Source organism: Pseudosulfitobacter koreensis, from assembly GCF_024733015.1.
Taxonomy (GTDB): domain Bacteria; phylum Pseudomonadota; class Alphaproteobacteria; order Rhodobacterales; family Rhodobacteraceae; genus Pseudosulfitobacter; species Pseudosulfitobacter koreensis.
Window position 1 is genome coordinate 1 of sequence record NZ_JANKJG010000011.1, and the last position, 25,489, is coordinate 25,489.

23 protein-coding genes and 1 tRNA gene are annotated in these 25,489 nt (G+C 63.4%); 10 read left to right on the top strand and 14 right to left on the bottom strand.

Going from position 1 to position 25,489, the window contains the following annotated elements; genetic code table 11:
- Positions 1-182: 182 nt before the first annotated feature.
- Complete coding sequence (locus NTA49_RS13865; RefSeq protein ID WP_258295397.1) at positions 183-518, top strand: tetratricopeptide repeat protein; 336 nt, start codon at positions 183-185, stop codon at positions 516-518.
- Positions 519-683: 165 nt separating this feature from the next.
- Here NTA49_RS13865 and lepA read toward each other — a convergent pair whose 3' ends face one another.
- Positions 684-2,480: a translation elongation factor 4 gene (gene lepA, locus NTA49_RS13870; protein WP_258295398.1), complete on the bottom strand. Its 1,797-nt coding sequence runs from the start codon at positions 2,478-2,480 to the stop codon at positions 684-686.
- A 216-nt stretch (positions 2,481-2,696) separates the two neighbouring features.
- On the opposite strand from lepA, the gene NTA49_RS17280 reads away from it, so the two are divergent.
- On the top strand, positions 2,697-4,235 hold the full coding sequence (locus NTA49_RS17280) for a HEPN domain-containing protein (protein WP_258295399.1): 1,539 nt from the start codon (positions 2,697-2,699) through the stop codon (positions 4,233-4,235).
- A gap of 541 nt (positions 4,236-4,776) precedes the next feature.
- Positions 4,777-5,175, top strand: a complete 399-nt coding sequence (locus NTA49_RS13880; protein WP_258295400.1) for a hypothetical protein — start codon at positions 4,777-4,779, stop codon at positions 5,173-5,175.
- Here the strand turns inward: NTA49_RS13880 and NTA49_RS13885 are convergent, their stop codons facing one another.
- The 5 genes from NTA49_RS13885 to hisD form a co-directional block, all read right to left on the bottom strand.
- Complete coding sequence (locus NTA49_RS13885; protein ID WP_332844293.1) at positions 5,176-5,757, bottom strand: GNAT family N-acetyltransferase; 582 nt, start codon at positions 5,755-5,757, stop codon at positions 5,176-5,178. It lies immediately after the preceding gene.
- Positions 5,757-6,149 carry a ketosteroid isomerase-related protein gene (locus NTA49_RS13890; RefSeq protein ID WP_258295402.1) on the bottom strand — a complete coding sequence of 131 codons (393 nt, stop codon included), beginning with the start codon at positions 6,147-6,149 and terminating at the stop codon, positions 5,757-5,759. The genes NTA49_RS13885 and NTA49_RS13890 overlap by 1 nt, the downstream gene beginning before the upstream one ends.
- 14 nt (positions 6,150-6,163) lie before the next feature.
- Positions 6,164-6,625: an arsenate-mycothiol transferase ArsC gene (locus tag NTA49_RS13895; RefSeq protein ID WP_258295403.1), complete on the bottom strand. Its 462-nt coding sequence runs from the start codon at positions 6,623-6,625 to the stop codon at positions 6,164-6,166.
- Position 6,626: 1 nt separating this feature from the next.
- A complete protein-coding gene (locus NTA49_RS13900; RefSeq protein WP_258295404.1) occupies positions 6,627-7,106 on the bottom strand; it encodes a UPF0262 family protein in 480 nt (159 codons plus the stop codon).
- Positions 7,107-7,177: 71 nt separating this feature from the next.
- A complete protein-coding gene (hisD, locus tag NTA49_RS13905) occupies positions 7,178-8,485 on the bottom strand; it encodes a histidinol dehydrogenase (RefSeq protein WP_258295405.1) in 1,308 nt (435 codons plus the stop codon).
- A 300-nt stretch (positions 8,486-8,785) separates the two neighbouring features.
- On the opposite strand from hisD, the gene NTA49_RS13910 reads away from it, so the two are divergent.
- Positions 8,786-9,190 carry a hypothetical protein gene (locus NTA49_RS13910; RefSeq protein ID WP_258295406.1) on the top strand — a complete coding sequence of 135 codons (405 nt, stop codon included), beginning with the start codon at positions 8,786-8,788 and terminating at the stop codon, positions 9,188-9,190.
- A gap of 376 nt (positions 9,191-9,566) precedes the next feature.
- Here the strand turns inward: NTA49_RS13910 and NTA49_RS13915 are convergent, their stop codons facing one another.
- The 3 genes from NTA49_RS13915 to NTA49_RS13925 are packed head-to-tail and all read right to left on the bottom strand — an operon-like array spanning position 9,567 to position 11,475.
- Positions 9,567-10,043 (bottom strand): DUF2948 family protein, encoded by a 477-nt coding sequence (locus NTA49_RS13915; protein WP_258295407.1) that lies wholly within the window; start codon positions 10,041-10,043, stop codon positions 9,567-9,569.
- Positions 10,040-11,308 carry a UDP-N-acetylglucosamine 1-carboxyvinyltransferase gene (gene murA / locus NTA49_RS13920; protein ID WP_258295408.1) on the bottom strand — a complete coding sequence of 423 codons (1,269 nt, stop codon included), beginning with the start codon at positions 11,306-11,308 and terminating at the stop codon, positions 10,040-10,042. Before murA ends, NTA49_RS13915 begins: the two co-directional genes overlap by 4 nt.
- Positions 11,308-11,475: a hypothetical protein gene (locus NTA49_RS13925; RefSeq protein ID WP_258295409.1), complete on the bottom strand. Its 168-nt coding sequence runs from the start codon at positions 11,473-11,475 to the stop codon at positions 11,308-11,310. Before NTA49_RS13925 ends, murA begins: the two co-directional genes overlap by 1 nt.
- Positions 11,476-11,674: 199 nt before the next feature.
- Here NTA49_RS13925 and NTA49_RS13930 point away from each other — a divergent pair.
- Positions 11,675-11,749, top strand: a tRNA-Thr gene (locus tag NTA49_RS13930).
- A gap of 320 nt (positions 11,750-12,069) precedes the next feature.
- Here NTA49_RS13930 and NTA49_RS13935 read toward each other — a convergent pair.
- Together NTA49_RS13935 and NTA49_RS13940 are read right to left on the bottom strand one after the other, a co-directional pair.
- On the bottom strand, positions 12,070-13,047 hold the full coding sequence (locus NTA49_RS13935) for a serine hydrolase domain-containing protein (RefSeq protein WP_261368338.1): 978 nt from the start codon (positions 13,045-13,047) through the stop codon (positions 12,070-12,072).
- A 175-nt stretch (positions 13,048-13,222) separates the two neighbouring features.
- Complete coding sequence (locus NTA49_RS13940) at positions 13,223-13,393, bottom strand: hypothetical protein (RefSeq protein WP_258295411.1); 171 nt, start codon at positions 13,391-13,393, stop codon at positions 13,223-13,225.
- Between the two features lie 251 nt (positions 13,394-13,644).
- On the opposite strand from NTA49_RS13940, the gene NTA49_RS13945 reads away from it, so the two are divergent.
- The 5 genes from NTA49_RS13945 (at position 13,645) to NTA49_RS13965 (ending at position 18,426) form a co-directional block, all read left to right on the top strand.
- The gene (locus NTA49_RS13945) at positions 13,645-14,136 is read left to right on the top strand and encodes an Lrp/AsnC family transcriptional regulator (protein WP_258295412.1); all 492 of its coding nucleotides are present in this window, start codon (positions 13,645-13,647) and stop codon (positions 14,134-14,136) included.
- Positions 14,137-14,324: 188 nt separating this feature from the next.
- Positions 14,325-15,464, top strand: coding sequence for a glycine cleavage T C-terminal barrel domain-containing protein (locus tag NTA49_RS13950; RefSeq protein ID WP_258295413.1), 1,140 nt, complete (start codon positions 14,325-14,327; stop codon positions 15,462-15,464).
- 30 nt (positions 15,465-15,494) lie between these two features.
- Entirely contained in the window at positions 15,495-15,944 is a 450-nt protein-coding gene (locus NTA49_RS13955) for an OsmC family protein (protein WP_258295414.1), read from the top strand.
- A gap of 18 nt (positions 15,945-15,962) precedes the next feature.
- On the top strand, positions 15,963-16,763 hold the full coding sequence (locus tag NTA49_RS13960) for an enoyl-CoA hydratase (RefSeq protein WP_258295415.1): 801 nt from the start codon (positions 15,963-15,965) through the stop codon (positions 16,761-16,763).
- Between the two features lie 4 nt (positions 16,764-16,767).
- Positions 16,768-18,426, top strand: a complete 1,659-nt coding sequence (locus tag NTA49_RS13965; protein ID WP_258295527.1) for an acyl-CoA synthetase — start codon at positions 16,768-16,770, stop codon at positions 18,424-18,426.
- A 6-nt stretch (positions 18,427-18,432) separates the two neighbouring features.
- Here NTA49_RS13965 and NTA49_RS13970 read toward each other — a convergent pair whose 3' ends face one another.
- The 3 genes from NTA49_RS13970 to NTA49_RS13980 all read right to left on the bottom strand — a co-directional run bounded on the left by NTA49_RS13970 (position 18,433) and on the right by NTA49_RS13980 (position 25,400).
- The gene (locus tag NTA49_RS13970) at positions 18,433-19,152 is read right to left on the bottom strand and encodes a phosphatase PAP2 family protein (RefSeq protein WP_258295416.1); all 720 of its coding nucleotides are present in this window, start codon (positions 19,150-19,152) and stop codon (positions 18,433-18,435) included.
- A 114-nt stretch (positions 19,153-19,266) separates the two neighbouring features.
- On the bottom strand, positions 19,267-23,595 hold the full coding sequence (locus NTA49_RS13975; protein ID WP_258295417.1) for a translocation/assembly module TamB domain-containing protein: 4,329 nt from the start codon (positions 23,593-23,595) through the stop codon (positions 19,267-19,269).
- A complete protein-coding gene (locus NTA49_RS13980) occupies positions 23,592-25,400 on the bottom strand; it encodes an autotransporter assembly complex protein TamA (protein WP_258295418.1) in 1,809 nt (602 codons plus the stop codon). Before NTA49_RS13980 ends, NTA49_RS13975 begins: the two co-directional genes overlap by 4 nt.
- Positions 25,401-25,489 lie beyond the last annotated feature (89 nt).

A 25,489-nucleotide genomic window follows, 5' to 3' on the forward strand; every position in this document is an offset into this window, starting at 1 on the left:
TGATCAGCGCTTCAAGATCAGCACGGTCGGCGGGGCCAAGGTAAAGGCAGATGTCGGAACGTCGCATCCGCTGATCATGCCACAGCCGGACATCATTGGGAATCCTATGTCAGGTGGGGAACACTAGAACTGGAGAGACCTTCTCTAGCAACAACACCGCTTTTGTGCTTCTCCACTCAGGCATGACCAAAGATGCTAAGACAATTTTCACCAAAAAGGTAGAAAGTTCGGGCGCATCAATTTATGAGCTATCAAACTTAGCCCTCTGCTATGCCCTTGAAGGAGACAAAAGCAAAGCGAGTGGGTATCTTGAAAGTTCAATCTTTCTATGTGACGGACAAGAGTCTCATATCATCGACTTAAATCGCGCTTTAATTGCATATACTTTAGATAACCACGAATCTGCGAAGGAAAGCCTTCTCAAATTCCGAGAAAATCACCCAAAGGCATTTGCAAGATACTCAAAACACTCGATACTAATCAATTCGGCAATGTCCGATTTAGGTATTGGAATTTAGATTCTTAAACTCCGTTTGGCGCTGCGCCCCACTACTGGGGAATCTCAACATATAGACTTTCGAAAACATAAAAATCGCAACAGAGTCCCGCTGCGCGCTTGGCTTCGCCAAACGCTTTCGCGCACTGCGAATGGCCAGCTTGCGCTGCCCGTTCGCAGTGTGATTTCAACTGTCCATCTTCAGCGCTGAAATAAACGCTTCCTGTGGAATTTCGACCTTGCCAAACTGTCGCATCTTCTTCTTGCCCGCCTTCTGCTTGTCCAGCAGCTTGCGTTTGCGCGTGGCGTCGCCGCCGTAGCATTTGGCCGTCACGTCCTTGCGCATGGCAGACAGGGTCTCGCGGGCGATGACCTTGCCGCCGATGGCCGCCTGGATCGGGATCTTGAACATGTGGCGCGGGATCAGGTCCTTGAGCTTTTCGACCATGGCGCGGCCCCGCATTTCGGCGCGGTCACGGTGGACCATCATCGACAGGGCGTCGACGGGTTCGTCGTTCACCAGCACCGACATCTTGACCAGGTTATCGGTTTGGTAACCTGTCATCTGGTAGTCAAAGGACGCATAGCCCTTCGTCACCGATTTCAGGCGATCGTAAAAGTCGAAGACGACCTCGTTCAGCGGCAGGTCGTAGACGACCATCGCGCGGCTGCCCGCATAGGTCAGGTCCTGTTGCACGCCGCGACGGTCCTGGCAGAGTTTCAGAACGTCCCCGAGGTATTCGTCGGGGACGAGGATGGTCGCCTTGATCCGCGGCTCTTCCAGGTGATCGACCACGCTGAGGTCGGGCATGTCGGCGGGGTTGTGCAGTTCCTGCATCGCGCCGTCGCGCATGAAGATGCGGTAGACGACTGACGGGGCCGTGGTGATCAGGTCGATGTCATATTCGCGCTCGATCCGGTCGCGGATCACTTCGAGATGGAGGAGACCGAGGAAACCACAACGGAAGCCGAAGCCAAGGGCGGCGGAGGTTTCCATTTCGAAACTGAAGGAGGCATCGTTGAGCGCCAGTTTGTCGATGGCGTCGCGCAGATCCTCGAATTGCGAGGAATCGACGGGGAAGAGACCGCAGAAGACCACCGGCTGCGAGGGTTTGAAGCCCGGCAGCGGTTTCACGATTTTCTTCTCGTGGGTCACAGTGTCGCCGACGCGGGTGTCGCGGACCTGTTTGATGGAGGCGGTCAGGAAGCCGATCTCGCCGGGGCCGAGGCTGTCGACGACCTGCATCTGCGGGCGGAAGACACCGATGCGGTCGACGTGGTGGATGGTGCCGTTGGAGACGAACCTGATCCGCTCACCCTTTTTCAGGCGGCCGTCGATGATGCGCACGAGGACGATGACGCCGAGATAGCTGTCGTACCAGCTGTCGACCAGCATCGCCTTGAGGTCGGCGTCTTCCTCGCCCTTGGGCGCGGGCAGACGGTGCACGATGGCTTCGAGGGTTTCCTTGATGCCGACGCCGGTCTTGGCGGAGACGCGGATGGCGCCGGAGGCGTCGATGCCGATGACGTCCTCGATCTGTTCGGCGACGCGGTCGCAATCGGCGGCGGGCAGGTCGATCTTGTTCAGGATCGGCACGATCTCGTGATCGGCGTCGATGGCCTGATAGACGTTTGCGAGGGTTTGCGCCTCGACGCCTTGGGTGCTGTCGACGACAAGCAGCGAGCCCTCGACCGCGCGCATGGAGCGGGAGACCTCGTAGGCGAAGTCGACGTGACCGGGGGTGTCGATCAGGTTGAGCACATAGGCCTCGCCGTTGTCGGCGACATAGTCGATCCGCACGGTGTTGGCCTTGATGGTGATGCCACGCTCGCGCTCGATGTCCATGGCGTCAAGCATCTGCTCCTTCATGTCCCGGTCGGCCACGGTGTGGGTCGACTGGATCAGACGGTCGGCAAGCGTGGATTTCCCGTGGTCGATGTGCGCGACGATGGAAAAATTGCGGATATGTGAAAGCGGTGTCATGGGCGAGGATATGTAGGGGATTTGGGATTTGGTCAAGTGAGCATGGAGGGGATGGGGGGATGTGTGATCGGTCCTGAGCGGACGTTGACCCATCGTCGACCATGCTGCTACGCGGCCTGTCAGACCAGACCTTCGCTGCGGCTGCGAAACCTGATAGACTCTCTCCCAACGGCTTCGCGAAAATCTAGACAGTAAACACTTAGGGGTAAATCAAGGGTGAACGACGAAGACGACAAAAGCGAAGTGAAAAGCCATAAAGACAGGCTCGAACGCATCAAAAAGTTCAGGGAGGAGTTTCTGCAGTTCAAAATTCTATTCGAAGCCGCCTTCGAAGAACTTCATGGTGTCGTCGTTGCAAAGCTTTCTGAGCCGGGAATTTACATCGGTCCGCACTCTGACTACCCGCGGCGAAGCACCACGGATAGCGGTTTTCCAATTTTTAACGGCATAGGATTTTACTCTGATAGCGCTCCAAGGGATTATGTGAGCACCATAAGGCCATCAGGGCTACCAGGCATCCTTGGCGGAAAGTTTGATGTCGAAGAAAGCGCGCTTCCAGCGCTAGATAGACTAATTGAATTTCTTCAGTCACATCGAATTGGCTCAAGGCTCACATACACAGGTTACAAAAGTGAGACTTCCTTTGCAGACTACACGATCAATCAGATCTTGGGTGACGCTGTTGAGAAGTACCTACATAGGCACGGCATAAAGGCTGCAGTCGACCCAAAAGCTAGGGATGTGATCTTGGGGCCTTTGTTATTCGGTGTCATCCGACAGACCCATGAACTATCTTTGATGGTTCCAATCGCACTCACGCACTTTGAATTCGAGCGCCTTCGCTTGTCAGAAACCACATACATTGCGCGTATACCTGAGAGATTTCAGCTTTCTCGGGCTCGCATGCGCACCCATGGAACTGGCGCTTCCGAACAAGTTGCGCATGCAGCAACTCACGCTTTCGTATCAAACGGTTGGAGCTTGGAGGTGGACGAAGTCGGTGACGTTTCAAAGTCGCTTTCATCCACATCGCAAAATGCTTTGGATGCCGTAGAAAGTTTTCTGGGCGCTCTCCGAGTAGCGACTGGCGTGAAGACTGGGTACGCTCAGTTGCTTTGGGTGCCAAGAAGATGGGCACTTAATTATTATTGCGATTTGCCGCCCGTGTACGGAACAACCGTCAGGCAGTATCCAAGTGAATTCGATAACTATGGTTGGGCTCGAGAATGCCCAACTGTAACTAAAGAAGAAATGAGCGCTGTTCGCACCGTATTTGAGCAAATGAACAATAATGACAGCGAAGCTGTCAGACTCGCTACGCGGCGATTAAGCAGCTGCCTAACTCGCAATGACCCATCAGATGCTGTGCTGGACGGAACTATCGGCTTGGAGCTACTGTTGGGCGACGACCAAAATCAGTCTTTGTCGTACAAGCTTAGACTACGTGCTGCTGCACTTACATGGATAAGCGGTAGTTCCATACCAGCTACCGAAATTGCTGATAAGGTAAAGCAGGTCTATGCGGTAAGATCGGAAATTGTGCATGGGAAAAAGCCTAAAGCACGGAAGAAGGCCGTAGATAGCAGTAGTACCCAAGGTGAAGGTGAAAGGCAGCTTGCGGCGGAGCTTCTCCGATTTGTTCTTCGGGTTCTGCTTGCTCATCCAAGGTACCTCGAACCATCAAAAATCGATTCTGAACTAATTCTAAGGGGCGCAAGCTCCACGTCAGAAGGAGAGCCGGGCGCTGCGCAGTGATTGGCTGGCGGATTGTCCTGAGATCGGCTCCGTAGAGTTTTGAGGTGGTGCCGGGAGACAGAGTTGAACTACCGATCTAGTCATAGCCAATAACGCGGCACAACCACTAAACCGACCTGCATGGTGGCCGATGGCCAACTACGGTCGCCGTCAAACCAAGGGCGCGCACCAACGATTGCGGCTGACATACTCCATTGGTCTCAACGATCAATCTTGAATGTCAGCTTAGCTGTTCGTTATCAATAAATCTCACCTGCGCAGCCAAAGCCCACTCCCCGCCCGTCTTCCTGCTCAGAAAGCAGCCCAGCCACCACACGCGCTCCGCGCTCCGCCTGTCGCGCGGGAGGCGTGCCGGTGGCATACGGGCGCACCTTCGGTCCGGCGGGCGGTTGGGCGCTGCCCCGCAGTGCCACGCACCTCGCTTCCGCGATTTCATCCCCCCTCCCCCACACTCGTGAATTGCCCCCTGCCCCGAATTCGGGCATAAGATTCCCCAGCAGTAAGCTGCGGCCAAAGAATGCCGCGATGGTGTGAGGCGTATATGAACAGACTTCTGGCGGTTTTATCCTGTCTGGCCCTTCTGGCGGCCTGTGGTGGCGGCGGGACCAGGTATTCGAGCTATAATGCGGCGGGCTATCAGTCTGCCGGTGTGCGCGTGTCGCCGGGGCTGGGGCAGCCGGCGCCCAACCTCTTCGCCACGGGGCCGATTGCGAACGCCTGTCAGGCGTCGGGGCGCAAGCAGGCGGACAAGGCGCGGTGTGGCTGTGTGCAGGCCGTGGCCGACATGTCGCTGAGCTCATCCGACCAGCGCCGCGCGGTCGGGTTCTTTTCGGACCCGCACAGCGCGCAGGAAATGCGGACGTCCAGTTCGTCCAGCGACGAGGCGTACTGGCTGCGGTGGAAGGCGTTCGGCGATCAGGCAGGGCAGCTGTGCACCTGATCAGAGCGGCTTGATCCAGACCTGGAGCGGTTTGGCCGTTGGGGCGTCTGATCCCACGTCTTTCCAGTTGAAATGTGCGATGGCCCCGTCGAGCGGGGCATAGCCGCGTTTGCGCCAGAAGGTGTCGAGCGGGCGGTAGTGCGCGGGCTTTTGCGGGTGATCGGCGGGGCGCTGCACGGCACAGAATGCGGAATGCTTGAGGCCGAAGGCGCGGGCGGCGTCCTCGCGGGCATCGAAGAACCGGTGCCCGACGCCCTGCCCGCGGTGGTCGTCGAGCAACACGCTTTCGGCGCAATAGAACACATCCGCGATGTCGATGCCCGTGTGCGCGAAGGCTGCGGCGAAGTCGTCGGCGTGGTCGGCCAGCGGGGCGGCGGTGGCGGCGCCCACGAGGGTATCGCCGTCATAGGCGCCCACGACCACGGCCTGCGGTGAGGCGCGGAAGGTGGCGAGGTAGCGGCGTTCATAGTCGAGATCGCCGTCGTAGAGGTAGGGCCAGTCGCGGAACACCGCGATGCGCAGGCGCGCCACATCGCCGAGCGCCGCGTCGAGGGCGGCACCCGTCAGCACGTGGCACTGGATCACGAAACCTGCGCCGTCCAGTCGGCGAGGTTGTAGTAGGTGGTGACGCGGGCGATCTTGCCGCCTTCGAGGTCGAAGAACGAGCCTGCGGGGAGTTTGTAGGTCTGGTTGCGGGCGTCCGGCAGGCCGTCGTCGGTTTGCAGGTAGGTGCCGTTGACCACGTATTCGGCGGCGGCGCGGGTCTGGTCGTCGTTCACGAAGATGACCATGTCGGTCAGCGTCTCGTCGTAGCAGCGGGTCATGTGGGCGCAGAAGTCGGCGAAGTGGGATTTGCCGGTGCGGATCTGGCCTTCGTTGACGTGGTGGGCGACATCGTCGGTCAGGCAGTCGAGCATGGCGTCGGTGTCGCCTGCGTTGAAGGCGTCGAAATAGCGGTGCAGGACGGTCGACATGGGCGTGTATTCCTTCAGGTGAGTACGGTGGGATCGCCCCAGCGGTCGAGCAGGCGGGCGATGATCTGGTCGCGGGCGTCGCGGTAGCTGGCCAGCTTGGCCTCGCGGGTTTCGCCGAGGCCGGTCGGGTCCATGATCGGCCAATAGGCGATTTCGAGGTGACAAAAGCGGGTCAGTTCCAGCGCGCGGCGTTGCGAGGCGGGTGACAGGGCGACGATCAGGTCGAAGCTGCCCAGATCGTCGCCCCAGTCTTCCATCTGGTCGAAGCTGCGCGAGCGGTGGCGCGACAGTTCCACGTCGATTTCCTGGCAGACGGCGATCGAAAAGCCGTCGATCTCCATGTCGGCCTTGACCCCGGCGGACTGGACGTAGGTGCCGGTGCCATAGAATTTTTTCATGATCGCCTCGGCCATCGGAGAGCGCACTGCGTTGTGATCGCAGCAAAACAGAACCGATTGGGGCAAGGGAGCAACCATTCTATCCGCCGAAATGCAGGACGCAGATCAGGGTGAACAGGCGGCGGGCGGTGCCTTCGTCAATCTGGGCCTTGCCGGTCAGGCGTTCCTGAAGCACGCGGCTGCCTTCGTTGTGGATGCCCCGGCGGGCCATGTCGATGGTTTCGATCTGGCTGGGCGGCAGTTTCTTGACCGCCTCGAAGTAGCTTTCGCAGATCTGGAAGTAATCCTTGACCACCTGCCGGAACGGCCCCAGCGAGAGGTGGAATTCGGCGGCTTTTTCGGCCTTTTCCGTGGTCACGTCGAAGACCAGCCGACCGTCGCGGATGGCAAGGCCAAGGTGATAGGGCCCCGGCGGCACATCGCGGTCGTCGCGGTCGGGCAGCGCAAAGCTGTTGTCTTCGAGCAGGTCGAACATCGCGACCTTGCGCTCTTGTTCAATCTCGGGCGTGGGGGGCGGCAGGTTGCCGTCGTCGAGGTCGATGTGGGTGATGCGGGACATGTCGCATCCTTTGCGTGTGAGTCACTTGAGGTTAGACCATGAACGCAGCCGGGCACAATCGCCCCGCTGCGTCATGTGGGGCTGTTCAGGCGGTTGAGGCGGGCGGTGACGGACAGGCCGTGGGCCTGCAGGCTTTCCGAAGTGGCGAGCGTTTCGGCGGCGGGGCCGATGGCACGCAGGGCGTCGGGGGTCATCTGCGCCAGCGTGGTGCGCTTGACGAAATCCATCACCGACAGGCCCGACGAGAACCGCGCCGAGCGGGCGGTGGGCAGCACGTGGTTGGGGCCGCCGACGTAATCGCCGATGGCCTCGGGCGTCCAGGCACCGAGGAATATCGCGCCGGCGTGGGTGATTTTTTCGCTCAGGCCATTGGGGTCGGCGACCATCAGCTCGAGGTGCTCGGGGGCGATGCGGTTGCTGAGCGTGGCGGCGGTGTCGAGATCGGGCACGGTGATGATGGCACCGAAATCGCGCCAGCTGGCACCGGCGATGGCACGGCGTTCGAGGGTTTGCAGGTGTTTTTCAACGGCTTCGGCCACCTTGCGGCCCAGGGTGGCGTCAGTGGTGATCAGCAGGCTTTGCGCGCTTTCGTCGTGTTCGGCCTGGCTGAGCAGGTCCAGCGCGATCCAGTCGGGATCGTTTTCGGCGTCGGCGATCACCAGGATTTCCGAGGGGCCCGCGATCATGTCGATGCCGACCTTGCCGAACACACGCCGCTTGGCGGCGGCGACGAAAGCGTTGCCGGGGCCGGTGATCTTGTCCACCGGTGCGATGGTTTCGGTGCCGTAGGCCAGCGCCGCAATCGCCTGCGCGCCGCCGATGCGGTAGATTTCATCGACACCTGCGAGGCGCGCGGCCAGCAGCACCAGCGGATTGAGGATGCCGTCGGGCGTGGGCACGGTGATGGCAAGGCGCTGCACGCCTGCGACCTTGGCCGGGATCGCGTTCATCAGCACGGAGGACGGATAGGACGCGAGGCCGCCGGGGACGTAGAGGCCCGCAGCCGACACCGGCGTCCAGCGCCAGCCCAGCGTGGCGCCCGCGTCGTCGGTCCAGCTGGCATCTGCGGGCAGTTGGCGCGCGTGGTAGGCGCGGATGCGGTCGGCGGCGAGTTCCAGTGCCGCGCGGTCGGTGGCGTTGACCGTGGCGATGGCGGCGTCGACTTCGGATTCCGTGATGCGCAGGGTGGCGGGCGTGAGCGTCTGGCGGTCGAATTTCGCGGTCAGTTCGATGACGGCGGCGTCGCCTTGCGCGCGCACCTGCGCGATGATGTCGGCCACGGTGGCGTCGACATCGGGGCTGTCTTCACGCTTGGCATTCAAGAGCGCGGTGAAGCGGGTTTCAAAGTCGGCATCGGCGTGATCGAGGAACTGGGGCATGGGAGGCTCGCTTGCAATGTCGGTCGTGACATAGCGGGCGCGGGCGGCAGGCTCAAGCGGGGGATGGGGGCGCTGCCCCCGGCGCTGACGCGCCTCCCCCGGAGTTTATTGGGCAAGATGAAGGGGGGGGGTGGTGGGGGTGCCATCTGACGGCACACCGTCATTCCCGCGCATGACATCGCTCCGGATTAGGAACTGACATTGGATTCTCGACCCGCACTGACGACCTCGAATAAAAGGGGCATCAGACGAGTTGCAGCAGAGCTTGCTATCGTGTGTACGTTGTGTAGCTCTGTGGGCATGAAACAAGTTATGTATTTGTCGATTGTGGTGAGCTTGCTGCTTGTCAGCACTCCGGTTCAATCGGAGCCCGTAGATTTGACTGGTTTATCCTGCACAAGGCATACTCAGTTTGGCATAAATACATGGGAGTTTTACGGCAGTGTTGCCGAAAGGATTTATCCGGACGGTCAAGGACGGCCGCAACGGTTTATTCGCATCGGGGAAGGTGCCTACGAGAAATACAGCCGTATTGATGGCGAATGGGACGCCATTTACTACTTCTTCGACGTGGGCGACGGCATCCAAGTGCGAATATTTTCGAGGCCCGGTCTAATTGTCCGAGAAGACAACCCGAAAGCGTCCTGGGAGCGCGGCATATTTCCTTTCGCAGCTGACTGCAGACCTCTGTGGGAGACCCATTAAAAGCAAAAGGTTTTAGCCGCCACCTGATCGCATTTCATCTGCCCTGTTTATAAGCTTGGCGGTCGTACAAGAGCTTTTACTCTTGGGGTGAAGCTTGCATCCGCGGCTTGGCAGAGCTGGGCGAAGGGGGTGTCAAAGGCGCCCGTCACAAAAATCATACCAATAACAGAAAATCCCACCAAGGTCCGGAATCAAGGCACGCAGTGCCGCCGGGCAGCGCCCGACCGCCCGTCACGCCGAAGGCGTGCTTTCAGCACGACGGGCGGGCGCCGCCCTTTGGGGTGAGGTTACACGTCCAACCTGGGGTCTGGCGATGCCCTTTGGGGGGAGGTCGCGTTGGACGGCGGGGCGGTCAGCGCCCCTGCCCCCGCCACCCTCAATCCGGGTGTCGCGGCCTGCTTTTGGACGGTGCCAGATAGGGCCGCGTTACATCCTTCAGCGTGGCTTCGATGGCTTCGACGGTCAGGCGGATGACGCCGTCGCCTGCGAGGGTCAGCAGGATGTGGCCCGCGCCGTCGGTGGTGGGCTCGAAGGTGATCGACAGCAGCGACAGCACCGTATCGCGGTCACTGCGGTCGATGCCCTGGCTTGCGACTTCGAGCACGGTGTCGAAGGACAGGAGCGCCTGCACGCGTTCAGGCTGGGCGGGCTGGGCGGTGCGGGCATCGTCTTCCCAGCGGAACCGGTTGAGCAGCACGGCAAAGCGGCGCTGGCGGATGGCCCATTTCATCTCGGTGATCGGGAACACCGCGTCCTGCGCCAGCGACGAGATCACCGACAGGTCGTCGGCATCGAGCGCGCCGAGGTTGAGGGGGCGCTCGCGTCCGTCTTCGAAGGTTGCGTCTGCGGTCATGTGTCCTTGACCCTTTCGATGTCTGCGCCGACGCCCGAGAGTTTGGCGACGACGTGTTCATAGCCGCGATCGAGGTGATAGACGCGGCTGACCTTGGTTTCGCCTTCTGCCGCCATACCCGCGAGGATCAGCGAGACCGAGGCGCGCAGATCGGTGGCCATGACCGGCGCGCCCTTGAGCCGTTTGACGCCCTTGACCGTGGCGACGCCGCCCTGCACGTCGATGTCGGCACCCATACGGATCAGTTCGGGGGCGTGCATGAAGCGGTTTTCGAAGATCTTTTCCTCGAGCACCGAGGTGCCGTTGGCGGTGCACAGCAGCGCCATCATCTGCGCCTGAAGATCGGTGGGAAAGCCGGGGAAAGGTTCGGTCGTGACGTTGACCGCGCGGATGTCGCCGCCGTTGCGTTTGACCGTCAGGCCGTTCGCGGATTCGGACACGGAAATGCCTGCCGCGTCAAGTTTTTCGCAGAAGGCCTGGACCAGATTGATGCGCCCGCCGAGCAATTCGACCTCGCCGCCGCAGATCGCGGGGGCCAGCATGTAGGTGCCCAGCTCGATCCGGTCGGTGACGACGGGGTGCGTGGCCCCGCCCAGACGGTCGACGCCCTGAATGGTGATGGTCGAGGTGCCCTCGCCCTCGATCTGCGCGCCCATCTTGCGCAGGCATTCGGCGAGATCGACGATTTCGGGCTCGCGCGCGGCGTTTTTGATGACCGTGGTGCCCTTGGCCAGGGTGGCGGCCATCAGCGCATTTTCGGTGGCCCCGACCGAGGCGAAGTCAAAGTCGATGGTGCCGCCGCGCAGGCCTTTGGGCGCCTTGGCGTGCACGTAGCCGTCTTTCAGCTCAAGCTCGGCCCCCATCGCTTCGAGCGCCTTGAGGTGCAGGTCGACGGGGCGCGCGCCGATGGCGCAGCCGCCGGGCAGCGACACGATCGCATGACCGTCACGCGCCAGCATCGGACCCAGCACCAGGATCGAGGCGCGCATCTTGCGCACGATGTCGTAGTCGGCGGTGTGGTTGTGGATGTTGTGGCTGGACATCGCCAGCACCTTGCCGTCCTGCAGGCTGGTCACCTCGGCCCCGAGCGAGCCCAGCAGCGCCGTCATCGTCTTGATGTCGCTGAGGCGCGGCGCGTTGGTCAGGGTCAGCGGTTCTTCGCTGAGCAGGGTCGCGGGCATCAGCGTCAGGCAGGCGTTCTTGGCGCCGGCGATGGGGATCTGCCCCTTGAGCGCGCCGCCGCCCCGTACGAGAATCGAATCCATCAGTCTTTTTCCTTTGCCTGCGTGTCCGCGTCCCCTTGGGCCGTCCCTTGCGCCGCGCGGGCGCGGGCCTGTGCCTTGCGCTTTGCCATGTTGGCCTTGAGCGCGGCTTTCAGGCGGGCTTCGCGCGCGCTCGGCTGCTGGGGTTTGGTGCGGTTGTCCTGTGCCATGCGGTCTTGTTAGCGCAGGGGCGCGGGGGCGTCCAGAATGGGTTGTGCCGAAGGTGTCGAAGGGGGTTGCGCGGGGGCACGTTTGCGTCTAATCACCCCGCACGTCGAGGCGGCCCGTGACGGTGGCCGAAACGAAAGGGCTGTTCCAGAGCCCGCTTGCATCGGGGGAACCCTCGGGGTAGCAGTCTGGGAAACGGATGCTGTGGTAGCTCAGTGGCAGAGCACACCCTTGGTAAGGGTGAGGTCGAGAGTTCAATCCTCTCTCACAGCACCATCCAAAGCCCTTTGTTCAGATAGCGCTTATGGTCAGCCAGTGTTGCCGAAAACTGACCAACATTCACAAACTTGGGCGTCGTTTGGGGCGTCGCGTTAGGGACAGCGGAAACGACTGACCCTGCACAGGTGCAGAAACGGATCTGGGACTTTTGGCCCGATGATGGCGGAAGCCCGGTTGTCTGGCGTGAGCCGTGCCCGTTTGCCTTTCTGCCACGATCGACGCACCAAGACGTTGTGCAGTCGATGCGCGGTCTTTCGGTGCGCGCAGGCGGGTCAAGGTTTCCCCAAGACACTACGGTGTCCCCCGTGCGGCGGATGTTACGCGAGGTTCAGGATCGGCCCGTCCAGGAGTTGCATCAGGTCACCGAAGTACCCTTCGGAGCGGGCGGGCAGGGTCGGGTCCGAGGTGATCGCCACGGCGAGGTCTCTGTCGCGGTGTGCGGCGATGATCTGCCCGCCGTAGCCTCTGCCGAGTGCATAGCCGGAGGGCGACAGAAACCAGCCATAGCCATATGACAGTCCCGACCACGGCGATCTGGCATAGGGGTGCAGCGAGGCGTCGATCCACGCGGCGGGCAGGACCTGGGTGCCGTTGAACCGGCCGCTGTCACGCAGCATTGTCGCGATATCCAGCATGGCGGTCGGGCGCAGGGCCATTTCGTTGCCGCCGAGGTAATAGCCCTGCGGGTCGCGCGTCCACGCCGGTATCTCGATGCCCAAGGGATCGCCGATGCGGGCGCGGGCCTGCGCCAGAAGGCTTTGCCCGGTCGCTTCGGTCAGGGCCGCGCCGAGGATATGGGTGGTGCCCGTCGAATAGAGCATCCGGCCACCGGGTTGCGCGACCATTGGCCGGGACAACGCATCGGACAGCCAGTCGCGGCTGTTCACCCAAGCGCCGTAGTTGGCGCCCGAGGTCCGCTCGAGGCCCGCGCGCAGCGTTACCAGATCCTGCATCGTGATGTCGGCGGCGCCGGGTGTGGCATCGGCGGGCAGGATGTCCGGTGCGACAGTGCCGAGGGTTGCGTTGACCGATGCGATTTCGCCCCTGTCGATCGCGGCCCCCAGCAGCAGGGCGACGATGCTTTTCGAGCACGACTTGATGTTTGCGGGGCGTTCCAGCCCCGGACCACGCGGCGCCTGGGCAAAGATCACCTGGTCTGCGCGTCGGACCTGAAGGGAATGCAGCTGCGGCAGGCGGTCAAGCGCTGCGGTCAGGTCGTCGGACTGGGCGCGCAGGATGTGCGGCACCGCAAGCGGGGCGGCGGCTGCGAGCATGAAATAGCGGCGATTCATCATGGGGTGGATCATCATGGGGTGGACTGTGTGGAGACGGGCGCGGGAAGTCTACACCGTGCCCCGTCACAATCGCGTTGGGTGCGGGGATGGCGGCGGGTGGCGCGCTTGCTGCGCGGTGTCAGGGCCCCCTGCCCGTCCTTTTGGCCGTGGGTTCGGCCGTGCGCCGCGACGCCCCCTAGACGTCGGGCGGGTGGCCTGTCGATGACTTGTCCTTGGCCAGTGTTGACCGTTCGGAATTCGGGTCGGCCCTGCGCTTGTCGACCTTTCGTTTGTTGACCAGTGCGAGCACCAGCACGATCACGAGGGTGACGATTGCAAGACCGCTGACCAATGTTGTCCAGTCCATGAGAATGTCCTTTCTCTTTACGTAGCGTTAGGATGTGAACGACAGGACAGGCACGCCGGTTCCCGGTCATCCTGTCGCAGCGGCGGGATGCGGCGGGATGGCGGGGCGACGCGCAGCGCCCTGCCCTGCGGACGCGGCTGCGACAGAATTGGTCGCAAAACCGGAGCGGATCGCCGGGTTTCTGCGCTACACCCTTGATCAGGCGGCAGCGCGCCGTTTGCGATACCCCTGTGACGAAAGAAGCGACGTAGATGAAACGAGTGGGTCTTGATGCGACGGATATCCGCATTCTGTCTGCGGTGCAAAAGCACGGACAGTTGAGCAAGACCAAGCTGGCCGAGATCTGCAACCTGTCCGCGACGCCCTGCTGGGCGCGGCTGGACCGGCTGAAGGCGGCGGGGTTCGTCAAGGGATACAGCGCCGACATCGCGCTGGCGCGGATCTGCGATTTTACCCATGTGGTCGTGACCGTGTCGCTGACCCATCACCGCAAAACCGATTTCGACCGCTTCGAGGCCTATATCCAAGGCCTTGACGAAATCACCGATTGCATCGCGACGGGGGGCGGCATGGATTACGTGCTGGAGGTGATCAGCCCCAGCCTTGCGTCGTTTCAGGTGATGATCGAGGAGCTGCTGGCCGCCGAGTTGGGGATCGACCGCTACATGACATACATCGCCGTACGGAAGGTGAAGTCGAGCCGTCCGAATCTGGCGAAGCTGGCGGGCAGATACGGCGGATAGCGTGCCGGGACGAAGCGGGGTCCAAACAAGGTCCAAACGGGCCGGAAGTGGACCAAAAATCGGCCTGATCGGACCGGATTTCCGAATTTTTCAGACCACACAGCGGGCTTTTTCCCGGCTAGTTCTCCGACAGGTTCACGCAGACTTTGGCCCCCGAGGGGCAAGGCGCAAAACGGGAGGACGTTTCAATGCAAGCAGATGATTTCGGGTTCGGCACTCAGATCCGCAAGTCGCCATATTTCGACGCGACAGTGCGTTGGGGCGCGACCGGCTTTTCGGTCTATAACCACATGTATATTCCGCGCGATTTCGGTGACCCCGAGCAGAACTTCTGGAATCTGGTGAACGATGCGATCCTGTGCGATGTGGGCGTCGAGCGTCAGGTCGAGATCACCGGGCCGGATGCGGCCAAGTTCACCCAGATGCTGACCTGCCGCGATCTGTCGTCGATGGCCGTGGGCCAGTGCAAGTACATCCTGATCACCAATGCGGATGGCGGTATCCTGAACGATCCGATCCTGCTGCGTCTGGCCGAGAACCATTTCTGGATCTCGCTGGCGGACAGCGACATTCTGCTGTGGGCGCAGGGGGTTGCGGTGCATTCGGGGCTGGATGTCACGATTGGCGAGCCTGACGTGTCGCCGCTGCAATTGCAGGGGCCGATGTCGGGCCAGATCATGCAGGCGCTGTTCGGCGACGAGATTCTGGACCTGCGGTATTACTGGCTGCGCGAGGTCGAGCTGGCGGGGATTCCGCTGATCGTGTCGCGCACCGGATGGTCGAGCGAGCTGGGCTATGAAATCTATCTGCGCGACGGGTCCAAGGGCGATCTTTTGTGGGAGACCATCATGGCGGCGGGCCTGCCGTTCGGGTTGAAGCCCGGTCACACCTCGTCGATCCGGCGGATCGAGGGCGGGATGCTGTCGTTCCACGCGGATGCGGACATGGGCACCAACCCCTATGAGCTGGGGCTGGACCGTCTGGTGAACCTGGACATGGAAGCGGATTTCATCGGCAAGGCCGCGCTGCGCCGGATCAAGGACCGCGGTGTGAGCCGCAAGCAGGTCGGCATCATCATCGACTGCGAACCGCTGACCGGGCCGAACACGACGTTCTGGGCGATCATGCGCAACGGCGAGACGATCGGCAAGGTGACATCCGCCGTCTATTCGCCGCGTCTGCGCAAGAACATCGCGCTGGCTATGGTTGACGCAGAGCACGCCAACGTCGGTGCCGAGGTCGAGGTCGTGACCAAGTCGGGACCGTCGCATGCGACGGTGTGCGAGCGGCCATTCTACGATCCCAAGAAGCAGATCGCGGCGGCGTAAGCCTGCCGGTTTCTCAGAAAGGGACAGTCCATGTCAGACCTTGCGATCCAGTTGCACTGGCACCGCGCGACGCCCGTTTTCCAGACGGGATCGTATTCGAACGAACATACGGTTCAGTACAATGGCCGCTATGACATTTCCGTGGACTCCGCCCCCGACTGGGGCGGAGATCCAGCGAACACCAACCCCGAGCAGGCGCTGGCGTCGGCGCTGTCGAGTTGCCACATGATGACGTTCCTGGCGCTTGCGGCCAAGGCGGGCTGGCCGGTGGCAAGCTATCACGACTATGCGGTGGCGCATCTGGGCAAGAACCCCAAGGGGCAGATGTCGGTGACGCGGATCGACCTGCATCCGGTGGTGCGCTTCGACACAGGCTTTGCCGTGTCGGCAGAGGCGATGGAGCAGATGCAGGACCGGGCGCATCGGTATTGCTTTATCGCCAATACGTTGGCCGACAGTGTCGAGATCAACATTCTCTAGGCTTTCAGGATTACCCCGATGACGAATGACGATATCCTTTTGCGGGATCTGGATGCGGACGGCGTCTTGCGTCTGACGCTGAACGACGTGGCGCGGCGCAATGCGCTGTCCGAGGCGATGCTGGGCGCGCTGGCCGGCGCGATTGCCGATGCGGGGGCGGATGCGGCGGTGCGGGTGATCGTGCTGGCGGCAAACGGGCCTGCGTTCTGCGCGGGGCATGATCTGAAGGAGATGACGGCGGGGCGGGACGGGGCCGATGGCGGCAGGGCGTATTTCGCCAAGGTCATGGCGATGTGTTCAGGCGTCATGCAGGGCGTGGTGAATTGCCCCAAGCCGGTGATCGCCGAAGTGGCGGGAGTTGCTGCGGCGGCGGGGTGCCAACTGGTGGCCAGTTGCGATCTGGCGATTGCGGCGGACACCGCGCGGTTCAACACGCCGGGGGTACACATCGGGCTGTTCTGCTCGACGCCGATGGTGGCGCTGTCGCGCAACGTGGCGGACAAGCACGCGATGGAGATGCTGCTGACCGGGGACATGACACCGGCGGCGCGGGCGGCGGAGATCGGGCTGGTGAACCGCTGCGTTCCTGCCGACGCGTTGCGCGAGGCCACGATGGAGATGGCGCGCAAGATCGCGTCGAAGTCCAGCATGACGCTGGCCACGGGCAAGCGGGCCTATTACGCTCAACGCGACATGAGCCTGTCCGACGCCTATGACTATGCGTCGGGCGTGATGGTCGATAATATGCTGGCACGCGATGCGGCGGAGGGCATTGGTGCCTTCATCGAGAAACGCGCGCCGCACTGGCAGGATGCATGACGTGATGGACAACAACCCCTATAACACCGATCTGGACCGGAACCCGGCCAACCACCAGCCGCTGACGCCGCTGACGTTTCTGGAACGTGCGGCTTCGGTGTTTCCCGATCACACGGCGATGGTGCACGGGCCCTTGCGGCGCAGCTATGCGGAGTTTTACGCGCGGTCGCGGCAGTTGGCGTCGGCGCTGGCGCAGCAGGGGATCGGGCGGGGTGACACGGTTTCGGCGCTGCTGGCGAACACGCCCGCGATGCTGGAGTGTCATTACGGCGTGCCGATGTGCGGCGGTGTCCTGCATTCGGTGAACACGCGGCTGGATGCGGCGGTGATCGCGTTTCAGCTGGATCATGCGCGTTCGAAGATCGTGATCGTCGACAGCGAGTTCATGCCGCTGATGCAAGAGGCGCTGGCGCTGGCGCAGGTCTCGCCGCTGGTGATCCAGTATGATGATGCGGAGTATCAGGGGGCGCGGGCCGCGAGTGATGCGCAGGATTACGACGCGTTCGTGGCGACGGGCGATGCGGATTTTGGCTGGCTGATGCCCGAGGATGAGTGGGACGCGATTTCGATCAATTACACGTCCGGTACGACGGGCGATCCCAAGGGCGTGGTCTCGCACCATCGGGGGGCGTATCTTTTGGCGCAGGGCAACGCGCTGACCACGTCGATGGCGAAACATGCGGTCTATCTGTGGACCCTGCCGATGTTTCACTGCAACGGCTGGTGCTTTCCCTGGACGCTGTCGGCGATCATCGGCACGCATGTTTGTCTGCGTCAGGTGCGGGCCGCACCGATCTGGGATGCGCTTGCCGACGAGGGGGTGACGCATCTGTGCGGCGCGCCGATCGTGATGTCGCTGATGATTTCCGCCCCTGCGGATGAGAAGCGGACGCTGGAGCGCACCGTGCAGTTCTTTACCGCCGCAGCACCGCCGCCCGAAAAGCTGCTGGCCGACATGCGGACCGCCGGGTTCGACGTGACGCATCTCTACGGGCTGACCGAGACCTATGGCCCGTCGGTGGTCAACGATTGGCATCAGGGCTGGTCGGATCTGCCCGCCGCCGAGCAGGCCGCGCTGAAATCGCGGCAGGGCGTGCGGTATCTGCCGCTGGAGGGGCTGGACGTGATGGACCCAGAAACCATGCAGCCGGTGCCGCGCGACGGCAAGACGATGGGCGAGGTGATGTTTCGCGGCAATGTCGTGATGAAGGGGTATTTCCGCAATCCCAAGGCCACCGAGGAGGCGTTCGCGGGCGGCTGGTTTCATTCGGGCGATCTGGGCGTGCGGTATCCCGACGGGTACATCCAGCTTAAGGACCGCTCGAAGGACGTGATCATCTCGGGCGGCGAGAACATTTCGTCGATCGAGGTGGAGGAGGCGCTTTACCGTCATCCGGCGGTCGGGATCGTTGCCGTGGTGGCGATGCCCCACGAGAAATGGGGCGAGACGCCCTGTGCGTTCGTCGAGTTGGTTGCGGGTCAGGATGTGGATGCAGACGCCCTGCGCGCCTGGTGCAAGGAGCGGCTGGCGCCCTACAAGGTGCCGGGGAAGATCGTCTTTGCCGCGATCCCGCGCACCTCGACTGGGAAAATCCAGAAGTTCGTGCTGCGCGATCAGGCGCGCGAGATTGCTGCGGGTGTGGGCGCGCTGACCTCTGCCTGAGGGGTTCTAGGCTTCGTCAGCCTGGTCTGGTTCGATCTGTCGGCGGTGCCCCAGTTCGCGTGCGATCAGCCAGACGCCAAGGGCCCATGCGGCCCCCAGCATCCAGCCCGCCAGCACGTCGGAGGGCCAGTGCACGCCGAGAAAGACCCGGCTGCTGCCGACCAGCACCGTCAGGACCGTGGCGACAACGATATAGAACACCCGCATGCGCGGCAGGGGTTCGGAGCGGGCCAGCATCACCGCGAGCGTGAGGTACGTAACGGCGGCCATCATCGAATGGCCCGAGGGGAAAGAGGCGGTCGCCACGTCGACGCCGTGGGGGACCAGATCGGGGCGCGGACGGGAAAAGCCGGTTTTCATGATATAGGACAGCACCAGCCCGCCGGTGATCGCGATGCCGACGAACACCGCCGTCGCGCGCTGCCCGCGCAGGACCAGAAACCCCAGCACCACCAGCGAGACCAGCGTGAGCACCGAGACGCCACCGAGCGCGGTCAGGTCGCGCATCGCGATTTCCAGCTGGTGCCCGCCGATGGGATTGGAGGGGTCCGAGGGGGTGCGCAGGGCCAGCAGGACCGCCTCGTCGAAGGCGTGCAGATCGCCCTCGAGCATTTCGGAGGCGATTGCCACGAAGGCCCAGAGCGCTGCGGCGATGACCATGATGACGGCCAGCGTGACGGTCTCTAACCTGCGGAAGATGTCGGTCAGGGCGGCTGGCAGTCTCATGGTGTCTCCTGTTTGCGGATGGTCCCCCAAACGTGGACCGACAGCACGGCTTGGCAAGGCGGAAGACCGCCTTGCGTGGGAAATTTCCCATGTTTCAGGACAGGTTGCGGCGGGTCAGTAGTCTTTCTCGAAGAAGATCCCGAGGCCGGTTTCGCCGTCGGACGCGACGCTGCCACGGGCGGTCAGCGAGGGCGAAATGGTCAGGTTCAGGTTCACGTCCGCCTCTCCGTCGGCACCGACGGTGACGTCCGTATAGATGTTGTCGGTCACGTATTTGCCGATGCGTGCGCCGGCCTGTCCGTCTTCGTCGGTGACGATGTCCAGATCATCGAGGCCGAAACGCTCGCGGATGCTGTTGACCAATCCGCCGCCGCCGCCCCCGGTCAGCGTGCGCACGGCTGCGGCCAACTGGACCGCCTGCAAGGGCGAGATTTCCGTGAGGCCACGCCCGAAGAGAAGCTGTGCGAGGATTTCATCGTCGGGCTTATCGGGGGTCGAGGAGAAGGTGATTTCAGGCTCGGAGGCGGGACCCTCGACGGTGATGGTGATGGTGGTGTCGCCGCTGCTGGTGATGGCGACGAAGCGGATATAGGGATCGAAGCCGCCCTGCAGTTGCACCGAGCCCTCGTCGAGGGTGAGGCGTTTGGTCAGGATGTCGAAACGGCCGCGGATCAGGTCGAAGCGGCCGATGGGCACCACGTTGGCCGTGGTCCCGGTCAGGCGCAGGCTGCCGCCCAGTTCGGCATCGAGGCCGCGACCGCGCACGAAGATGCGCGAGGGGGCATTGATGGTAATGTCGATGGGGAAGGCCACGCCGCCGCTACCGCCGCTGTCCGAGGATGTCGCCTGATCCTCGATCAGTCCGGCGCGGGCACGGGTGGCGCGCACGTCGGCAGGCTCTGCGATGTGGGTCAGCTCGTCCAGCACCGGTATGGTGTCGGCCCCGCCCTCGGGCACCCGGATCTCGGTTGTGCCGAGCGTCAGGTTCGCCTGGATCGACGCGCCGCCCGTGAGCGGGCCGGTGATCGCGCCCTGCCCGCTGACGACGGTTTCATAGAGGTCGGGATCAATAAGGCGGACGTCCGACAGGGTGATGTCGAGATCGGCGCGGTTGGGTGCATCGAGCGAGACCGGGCCCGACACACGGATGGTGCCGCCCGACGACACCGCGAGCGTGCTGTCGAGGTTGGCGCGCCCGTTCGAGAGGCTGATCGTGGCGTTGATCGGGTTCAGGGTGATCCCCTGCCCCGGCAGGATCAGGCGCGCGCCGTCGGTGGTGACGCGGCCCGAGACGGAGGACAGCGCCAGCGGGCCGTTCAGCGACAGGTTGAACTGCGCCTGACCTGCGGCGATGTTGGGCGAAATGAAGGTGTTGGCAAGCGCGATGGGCGCGGAGCCTGTCACGTCGATGTTGGCGCGGCTGGCGTCGGTGGCAACCTGGCCGGTGATGTCGGCAGAGGTGCCTGCGGGGCCGGTGGCGTCGATGTCGACGCGCCAGTTGTCGCCTGCCTGCGTGGCGGTGCCGCGTGCCGTTGCGGGGCCGTTGATGCCTTCGGCAAAGAGGCCGATGTCGGCAAGGCGGGCGTCGAATTGCAGGCTGGCGGCGCCGCTTGCGGTGGAACCGGTGACGTCAGCTTGCAACTGCGAGGTGTCGAGGTCGAGCTTGTCCACGATCAGCGGCTGATCCGCGTCCTTGTGCACTTCCAGATCCAGCGAGCTGGCACCGCGCAGCAACTGATCGACCTGCGGGATGCCCAGGGCGAGGTTCTGGCCCGAGATGTCGGCGGCGACGTCGAAGGTGGCGTCGCGGGGGTCGTACCAGCCTTCGGCGGTCAGGTTGACGGCACCCGAGAGCGCGCGGTCGGCCAGCGCGGAATAGGGCGAGAGCGATTGCACGGAGCCCTGCACGTTCGCGGTGATCCGCGCGGGGCTGCCGTCGACCAGCGGGACGGTGCTGTCGATGCGCACGTCGGCGGCACCGGGTCCGGTGGCGCGCATGTCCACGGCCCAGTCGGTGCCGGTCTGGCGCAGGGTGCCGTTCAGGGTTGCGTTGCCCTGCAGGGTCGGGGCCAGCACCGAGGTATCGGGGATGCGCACGTCGACGCGCAGGGCGCTGTCGTCGGTGTTTACGGAGCCGTTGACCGATGCGGTGATCTGGTCGGTCTCAAGCGCGAAGGTTTCGATCTGGATGCCGACGTCGGTGCGCGCGGCGGCAAGGTCGAGCGTGCTGGAGCCGCGCAGCAGTGCGTCAAGCTCGGGGATGCCTGCGCCGAGGTTCTGGCCGTCGATGTCTGTGGTGACGTCAAAGGTGCCGTCGCGCAGGTCGTAGGAGCCTTGCGCGGACACGGTGGCGGAGCCCGACAGGGGCCGGTCGGCGAGCGTTGAATAGGGTTCGAGCGATTGCACGGTGCCCTGGACGGTGCCGCTGATCCGGGCGACCGTCTCGTCGATCTGGGCGATGACGCCGTCGACGTTCACGTCTGCTTGGCCCGGTCCGGTGGCGCGCATGTCGACCGCGAAGTCGGTGCCGTTCTGGGTGACCGTGCCATTCAGGGTTGTCGCCCCTTCGAGCCCCGGTGCGATGCGGGCGGTGTCGCTGATTTCGGCTGCGATCTGCAGGGTGGTGTTTTCGGAGGCGAGTGTGCCGCTGATCGTGGCGTCGACATAGTCGGTGACGATCTCGAAGTTTTCGATCCGGGTGCCGGTCTCGTCGCGTTCCGCGGCGAGGGTCAGGCGGCTTTGGCCTTCGATCAGGCTGTCGGCCTCGGGGATGCCGACCGCGAGATTGTCGGTGACGCCCTCGACGGTGACGTCGAACGCGCCGCTGACGGGCGCGAAGGTGAAGGTGGTGTCGACATCGACCGCGCCGCGCAGGTCTTCCTGGCCTGCGAGGTCGGCAAAGCGGGTGAGGTCGGAGGCGGTCAGGCCAAGATCACCGGAGATGACGAGGTTGAGGTCATCGGTCAGCCCCGCAAGCTGTGCCTGTCCGGTGAGGGCGTAATCGGTGCCGTTCACGTCGATGTCGCGCAGTTGCAGCGGGTTGCCCACGGTCCAGTCAAAGCCGAGCCCACCGGCGACGCGCGGCCCCACGGCACCCGCAAGGGCGGTGTCGGTCAGTTCGATCCCTGTGGCCGTATAGGTGACGTCGCCCTGGACGCCGCCGACCTGCGAGCCCTCGCCCTGGGACAGCGTGCCGCTGCCGTTCAGGGTAAGCTGCCCGAGTTTCAGGGTGGGCTGGTCAAGCCCCTCGACCGCGATGATCGCGTCCCAGCCTTCGCCCAGCGCACGATCAAAGCTGACGTTGAGGGTGGCGCTGTCGATCTGGGTCTGTTCGCCGGGCAAGGGCAGCAGGACCGGTGTGCCCTCGTCGTCGGCGATGCGCCCGTTGAGTGAGATGACCGAGGGCCAGCCGTCGGCATCGACCGCGACGTTGCCGGTGAGGGTCAGCGAGCGGGTGTCGAGGTCGAGCGTGTCGAGCACCAGACGGCCATCGGCGAAAAGCGTGCCGGAGGTTTCGAGGGCGATGTTTTCACCGAAGAAGGCGCCGTAGCGCGGCGCGAAGACGGGCGCGATGTCACCGCCGAGTTCGACGGTAAAGCTGCGGTCGACGGCGGGGGCGGGTGTACCGTCGGCGTCGGTTTGGGGGGTCGCGTCGGAGGGCGTGCCACGCAGGGTGACCGCCCCTTCGAGGCGGGGCGTGTCGTCGGTGGCGAGCGTGATGTCGGCGGCGAAATCATCCAGTGGGCCGGACCCTTCGACCGTGAGGTCGATGGAGGGGTTGTCGGGCAGAACCATCAGGGTGGAGAGGATGCCGCCCTCGTCCTCGGAGACGTTCAGCAGCAGGTCGAGCACGTTGGTTTCGTTGGAATAGCTGGCCGCGAGGGTCACGTTGCCTTCGGTGTCGTCGATGCGGTTGATCTCGACCCGTGCGGTGCCTTCGCCATCGGCCAGTTGCGCGGAGCCGTTGAGCGAGATGACCGCAGCTTCGCCGAAGACCGGCTCGCCGATGTCGATGCGGTCGGCGCGGATGCTGTCGATGTTCACCGACACGGGCAGTTCGGGGATCGAGAAGGCGCCCGAAGCCTCGGGTTCGGGGACGTCGATCGTGTCGGGCGTGATCGGCTTGCGCGGCATGATCACCTCGGCCACGGTCAGTTCGCTGACCTGAAGACGCCCCGTCAGCAGGGCTGTGCGGCTCCAGTCGAGCGACAGGTCGCGCAGGGTCAGCCAGATGCCCTCCTCGTCGGCGATGGTCAGTTCTTCGATGGTGGCGCGGGAACTCAGCGCACCCTCGAACCCGGTGATGCGCACATCGCGGCCGGCACCTGAAAGGCTGTCCTCGAGAAAGGACTGGAGAAAGCCGCGGTCATCCGATTGAGCGGCGACGCTGCCCGGCAGCCAGAGCATGGCGAGGGCGGTCAGAACGATAAAAAACTGTCTCAAAACGCTTGTCCTATCCCAACGTAAACCTGCACGCCGTCGCCGGTGTCGCCCGCCACGGGGGCCGCGACGTCGAGGCGGATCGGACCGATGCCGGTGTTGTAGCGCAGGCCGAGACCTGCGCCCGCGTGCCAGTCGCCCTCATCCGCAAAGAGGCCGTCGGCAGAGATAAAGCCCGCATCGACGAAGCCGACGATGCCGATGGTGTCGGTGACCGAGGCGCGCACTTCGCCCGAGAGACCGATGAAGGATTTGCCGCCCGTGAGGGTGCCGCCGCCCTGGTCGATGCCGAGCGACTGGTAGGGTTGTCCGCGCACGGTGCCGCCGCCACCCGAGTAGAACAGGAAGTCGGGCGGCAGATCGTCAAGGTCGGCGCCGACGGTCGAGCCGAGTTGCAGGCGGCCCGCGAGGATGAAGTCGTTGTCTTCGTCAAGGGCGCGGAAGACCCGGCCATCGGCGAAGAAGCGGACCCCCACATCGGAGTCGTCGAGACGCACGAAGGGCATGCCCTCGGCCTTGAGGTAATAGCCCTCGGTTGGGTTCAGCACGTCGTCGCGGTAGTCCCATGTGGCCGACAGCGGCGCGTTGAGGAAGAAGAATTCGCGCGTGCCGTAGAAATCGTCGGTGGTTTTCACGTAGCGCAGTTCGAGCGCCACCTCGGCCTGGAAATTGTCGGAGAAGATGCGCGAGCCGCCTGCCCCGATGCGGGCCTGTTGCAGGTCGTAGTTCTCTTCGGTCTCGTCGAGGATCGAGCCGTAGACGAAGCCGTCGGAATCGGTGCCGAAGAAGGCGGGACTGTTGAGGCGCGCGGCGAGGTTGTAGTCGGTGCCGCCGGTCTGGCCGCCGATGCCCGACACCTCGCCGTCGATGCGCAGGCGTTCCGCGCCGCCGAAGAGATTGCGGTGCAGCCAGTAGCTGGAGAGGGTCAGCCCCTCGAACGAGGAGATTTCCGCGCCGAAGCCGAAGCGGCGGGGTTCCTCGTCGACCAGTGCCAATGCCACGTCGAGCGTGTTGCCGTCGCGCAGGGTTTCGGCCTCGGTCAGGGAGACGGAGGAGAATGCGCCGGTGCGGCGCAGGCGCGTGGCCACGGTTTCGAGCTGTTCGGGGGAATAGACTTCGCCTTCGGGGAAGCCTGCGATGCGGGCGATGCGTTTGGCGCGCACGGCGCTTTCGTTGGTGCGCACCAGCCTGCCGAATTGCACGCGCGGACCGGGGGCGAGGCCCAGACGCACGGCAAGGGTGTTTTCGCGGTGGTTGGCGGTGACGCTTTGCTGGGCCAGTTCGACCTTGGCGTAGCCGGCGTTGCGCCAGCCCGACACGCCGCTGTCAACGGTTTCCTGCAACACGGTGCTGCGGGCGGGTGCGCCGACGCGGAAATCGTCGGGGGGCGTGTCGCCGGGTGCGAGGGGCGCAATTTCGGCAACGCCGAGGGTAAAGCGGGGGCCGGGTTCGATGCTGACCACGGCCTGTCCGATCTGTTCGGGCACGTTGAACGTGGGGATCGACGCGGCCTCGCGGCCATCGAGGGTGATGTTCACCACGCCGCTGTAATAGCCCATCGCATAGAGCGTGCGGACCAGCCGGGCATAGTCGGCGCTGGCGGCGGCCAGAGCCTCGCGCGTGGTGATGTCCTCGTTTGCGGCGGCTTCGACCACGAGGGACGCGTCCATCAGGGTTTCGCGCAGGTCGTCGTCGCCCGAGGCCACGTTGAAACCGGCGAGTTCTAGCGCCGTTGCAGGCAGCGCCGCGCCGAGGGAAACCAAGACAGCGCCCGCTGCCAGTGTCGTTCTGAATGTGTGTCGCGTCACGTGTACAAATACCACAAATTGCAGGCTATCGGGCAAGATCATAACCAACAGCCAAGCGGGTCACCATCCGGTTTTCAAGTTCTTTCCGC